Annotated in this window: 2 protein-coding genes; both read right to left on the reverse strand. The window is 51.1% G+C overall.

From position 1 onward, the window contains the following. Window positions 1-833: 833 nt before the first annotated feature. On the reverse strand, window positions 834-1,505 hold the full coding sequence (locus ACFFT4_RS28135; RefSeq protein WP_378052416.1) for an MgtC/SapB family protein: 672 nt from the start codon (window positions 1,503-1,505) through the stop codon (window positions 834-836). 419 nt (window positions 1,506-1,924) lie between these two features. Continuing rightward, window positions 1,925-4,950: immunoglobulin-like domain-containing protein (locus tag ACFFT4_RS28140; RefSeq protein WP_378052417.1), on the reverse strand; the 3,026-nt coding region annotated here is incomplete at its 5' end.

Raw genomic sequence — 4,950 nt, forward strand, 5'->3', positions numbered from 1 at the left:
GACAAGCACCTCACGCTTGGAGATGTCGTATATCGAATTCGGCAGGAGTTTCTCGGGCAAATCATCGTCTATGTGTACCAACAAGCCCTAGAGAAGAAGCCGCTCTTCGACATCCTTAAGCATCTCAAGATCCCTGCCTAAACAGCCGAATCACTTATCCTACAATACGTCTGTCCATTTTCAGAATTATTGCCGGAAATCACAAGACTCAAGTCCTTAACTTGATATCCTCAGGAATTATATTTTTTGAAGCTTGATTCCAAGTTGGTAGAGCTCTTTTAATCTTTTGCTTTCTTACTTTTTTTAGTGCGTGACCATCCCAATGAAATTTTCTCTCTCTTTGCCCATGTATACAGTTGAGATAGGAATAGTAATCAAAATAAAAAGTAAACAGAGAATATAATAAAGCAACGACTCGGTCGGGTTCGCAGGTTTTCATCTGAATCCGCTACTCGTAATACATTTGCGGCCAAGCAGCCGTAAATTATGGTGTTACATGATATACCGACCTTCCTGAGATACTACAAGAATTAAGGCATCAAGCTTCCAAACTTGATGCCTTAAAATTCATTCCACAATATCTTCTTCACTATATTTTCCTTTAGCAGTTCTTAATCCGACTTCAGCCAATTTTTCTTGTGCGCATTTGATATTTACTCCATTCGATCCACTATTAACTAACGAAACTTTCTTTACAGTATACACCAATAAGGTATGCATTTAACATATGCTCTCTTGGTTTATTAAATCTCACTCGTATTATCTTAATCTCCTGTCAAACCGAAGACCTCGTCATTGTTTACTGAACTTTGAACTTTTAAGAAAATAATATATTAATGAACCTCAACAGACCTCACCGAGGATTCTTCTTGAATTAACGAAAGGAATTGATCTATATTCTGGGATCCTGTCAATTTAACCAGGGCTTCAATACTAATTTCCGATTTATTTTCTGATGATTGTGATTGTTTAGCTACAAAGCTAATCATGAATATGTTATTTTCGTGAAATAGTGACTTTATACGAGTAATTGCATCTTTCTCGTCGTTCAGATAAAGAGTTAATTGTTCTGTTTTTGGGGAAACAAGTCTGGTTATTTTTCCATGAAGCAAAATTTGTGCAAATAATATAATGATCGTTACACCGGCTCCAACTATATATAGGCCCGCTCCGACAGCCATCCCTGTTCCCGCCGTTGCCCAAATGCCCGCAGCCGTTGTTAGACCTTTCACCGTTTGTTTTTGCATAAATATCATACCTGCACCAAGAAAGCCCACCCCACTTACAACTTGAGCCGCTATTCGTGAGGGATCTAAAACCAACTTATCCCAATTGGTTTGATCCTGGAAAGCATATTTTGAAATCACCATCATTAGAGAAGCTCCTACAGCCACAACAAAATGAGTTCTGATTCCAGCTTCTTTCATGCGGCTTTTACGCTCGTAACCAATTAATGCACCGCACAATCCTGCAATTAATATCCGCAGCAAATATTCAAATTCCATGAAATCACTCCTCTCATCACAATTAAATAAGTCAATATTACCTCTCTTTTTCCGACGGGTAAATGTCCTTATTCACCTCTTTAGCATTTTCGCCAACTGCTTCAGCCCCTGCTCCATGGACTTTCGCACCGTGCTCTCATCCATCTTTTCCGCTCGTGCTATCGCGACCTTGCTTAGACCCAGTGCATAATGAGCATAAATACGCCGCGCCCATGTATCCGGCTGCTTATCAAGCCGTTCTTTACTTTTGAACAAATGAAAAAAAGACCTTGCCGTGGAACGCCCCATACATCGAGCGCGCAATATCTCGGCAAGATCTCAATTTTTTTTGATGAAACATGCAACCCTGATTCAGCCCAGTCGCTGGAAGCTGTCAGAAGACAATCATAAATTTGTTGTTTTTCTGTCGCGACGTCTTTTCAATCGATAAAGTGCAGGTATTGTAGCATCCGCTTCAGTATAACGACGCTTTGCGCCCGAGAAGCAGCGGCTCGCGGGACGAAAGCCGTATCAGACATGCCCTGAACGATGCCCGATTCGGCCAGATTAGCCGTCGCCTGCGCGGCCCAGTCCGCAATGTCCCGGCTGTCAGCAAACGACTCCAGCACTGTTGCATCCGCCGCTGGAAGCGCGGCCCCGGCGAAGGCCAGCGCTCTGGCGATCATCGCGGCCATTTGCTCGCGGGTAATGTCTCCATCCGGACGGAACGAGCCATCCTCAAAACCACGTATCACCCCTGCCTGCTCCGCCGCCCCAACCGCGCCGGCGTACCAATCTGATGTCCGAACATCCGTGAATGACCGCCGTGTTTTACTTGAATCAGGCAGGCCCAGCGCACGCACAAGCAGCGCCGCGAACTCCGCCCGGGTAATCGGGGCGTCCGGCGTAAAGCCGCCATTCGCCTGACCTTCCACGATCCGTTTGTTCGCCAGCAGTCCAATCTCGGTTTCTGCCCAATGCGCCCCGACATCCGCGAACAATTTGTTCGAAACGACGATCGTATAGAATCCGTCTTGCGGAGATCGGATCGTTGCCGTCAGCGATCCGTCACTGTCGGAGGCGAACGTTGAAGGCGCGAAATGTAGTTCGCCCCGTGCATCGATCCATACGGCTGTCGTTCGTTCCGGATCGATCGCCGCGGATAACGAAATCGTCCGTTCTCGATAGATAGCGTTCCACTCGTCAACGGCCTTGCCGTCGGTATCAAGTCCGAAGGAAACCGGATGCGTAAGAAGCGAGACCGCTCCCTTACTGCGAATTGTTTTCTCCATGATGTCGCTTGCCGCTTCGGCCGCTTCAGCAATTGTTACAGTCACCGTCGCTTCCTCCGATAACGCTCCAATGACGCTTAGCGGAACGAGCAGTCCGCTCCCATTCACGATCACACGCAACCGCACGTCCGGCCGGGCATTCAGCACGCCCAAGAGCGGAGCGGCCGGCATGCTGATCTTGACCGCTGGACCAAGTCCTTCGACCGAGATGACCGCTTCCGTTCGGGCGTCCGAGAAAACTTGGGCCACCTGTTCCGGCGTTAGGAATAGTCGCGTGATAGGTTGCCCATCGGGAGATGTTTCTGTCGTCATACGCACCTTGGCGAGGAGATTTCCCAGCCAGATGTTTGCCGTGAACAGGGAGGCGGGTTCGTCCGGATCGTTAGGCGTATTTGGACCGGTCAGACCGCCGGACTGGTCAGGTTTATTCGGTTTATTCGGTTTATTCGGGCCACCTGGCTCGACAGGATCGTCCGCGCTTTCTACCGTGACGGTTCGGACCATTTCCGCTGCTGTCTGGCCGATCGGATTTTGCACGTTGTAGCGCAACGCATAGCTGCCCGGCTGGTTGGCAAGGACCGTCCCGGTGACGACAATGCGATCGGTCAAATCCCCGTAGTAACCATCCGCTGCTGTCGCGCCGGGGTCGATGAACGGTTCCCCAGCAGTGATCGTCATTGAGGACGAGCCGAGCAACGTGATGACCGGCGGCATGATGACGTATACCGTTCTTGTCACCGTCGGCGCCGCATTGCCCGAGCTATCCGACACATGGTAAACCAGATCATAGGTGCCCGACCGATCCGTGTAGACCGCTCCCGTTACCGTAATCGCGTCCGTCAGATCGCCATCCTGTGCATCGTAAGCGGTCGCGCCGGGATCCGTAAACGTGCTCCCCTCCGAAACAACCATCGGGTTGTCGCCGTTCAGATGGATCACCGGAGCATCGCCGTCGTACACATATACGCTGCGTGTCAGCATCGCAGCATTTCCCGCCCGGTCACTCGTCTCGTAACGGACCTCGTAGACTCCCAATCGGGTCGTATCCACTTCGTTATTGACCGTGATAGCATTGTCATCAATGATTCCATCAATATTATCCGTCGCCTCGGCGCCGGGTTCGGCATAGGGCTGCCCGACCGGCACGTAAAACGGATTCTCTCCCTTTAGGACGATGACCGGGGGTACATTGTCCAGCAGGAACGGCCCTGAAGATGCGACGACTTCATTGCCGGCCCGATCAACTGCATGAATATGCACGTACCAGTCTCCGTTACCGCTTGTTTGCGCAACCTTATTGCCACTAGTGAAAGGTTGCCACTCCGGCGCGTCTGTCTCCGGGGCGCTCTCACTCGGCGTCCAGACGTATGCCAGCAACGATAAGTCGTCCGCGTGATCAACAGTAACCGTCGTTTCCGCTCGTTGTGCCGGATCGGCGTTGCTATCCGGGCTGAACATAACGACAGGCGCGGTCCCGTCATACGTCCGAGTCAACGGCGCCGACGCTATATTTCCGTTTCCTGCCGCATCCGTTGCTCCCCCGGCCGGTATCTCCACCGTTACCGGTCCGTCAGCCGTCGGCGTAATAACAAACGTATACGTCCAGCTATTTTCTGCATTAAAATCGCCTGCCGTTCCGTTCGTCACCTCAATATCACCTACTTCAAAGCCCGTAACCTCCTTGCTGAATGCTGCCGTTACCTCAAACGGACCATTCAACGGATCGCCGGCCGAGCTACTCAGCGTCACCGTCGGTGCTGTCCCGTCATACGTCCGAGTCAATGGCGCCGACACTATATTTCCGTTCCCAGCCGTATCCGATGCCACCCCGGCCGGTATCTCCACCGTCACTGTACCGTCTGCCGTCGGCGTAATAACAAACGTATAGGTCCAGCCATTTTCTGCATGAAAATCGCCTGCCGTTCCGTTCGTCACCTCAATATCGCCTACTTCAAAGCCTGTGACCCCCTCGCTGAATGCTGCCGTTACTTCAAACGGACCATTCAACGGATCGCCGGTCGAGCTGCTCAGCGTTACCATCGGCGCTGTCCCGTCATACATCCGAGTCAACGGCAACGATGCCGTATTTCCGTTCCCTGCCGTATCCGATGCCACCCCGGCCGGGATCTCTACCGTCAACTCGCCATCAGCCGTCGGCGTAATAACAAACGTAT

Origin of the sequence: Cohnella cellulosilytica, from assembly GCF_042431195.1 — a bacterium.
Classification (GTDB): Bacteria; Bacillota; Bacilli; order Paenibacillales; family Paenibacillaceae; genus Cohnella; species Cohnella cellulosilytica.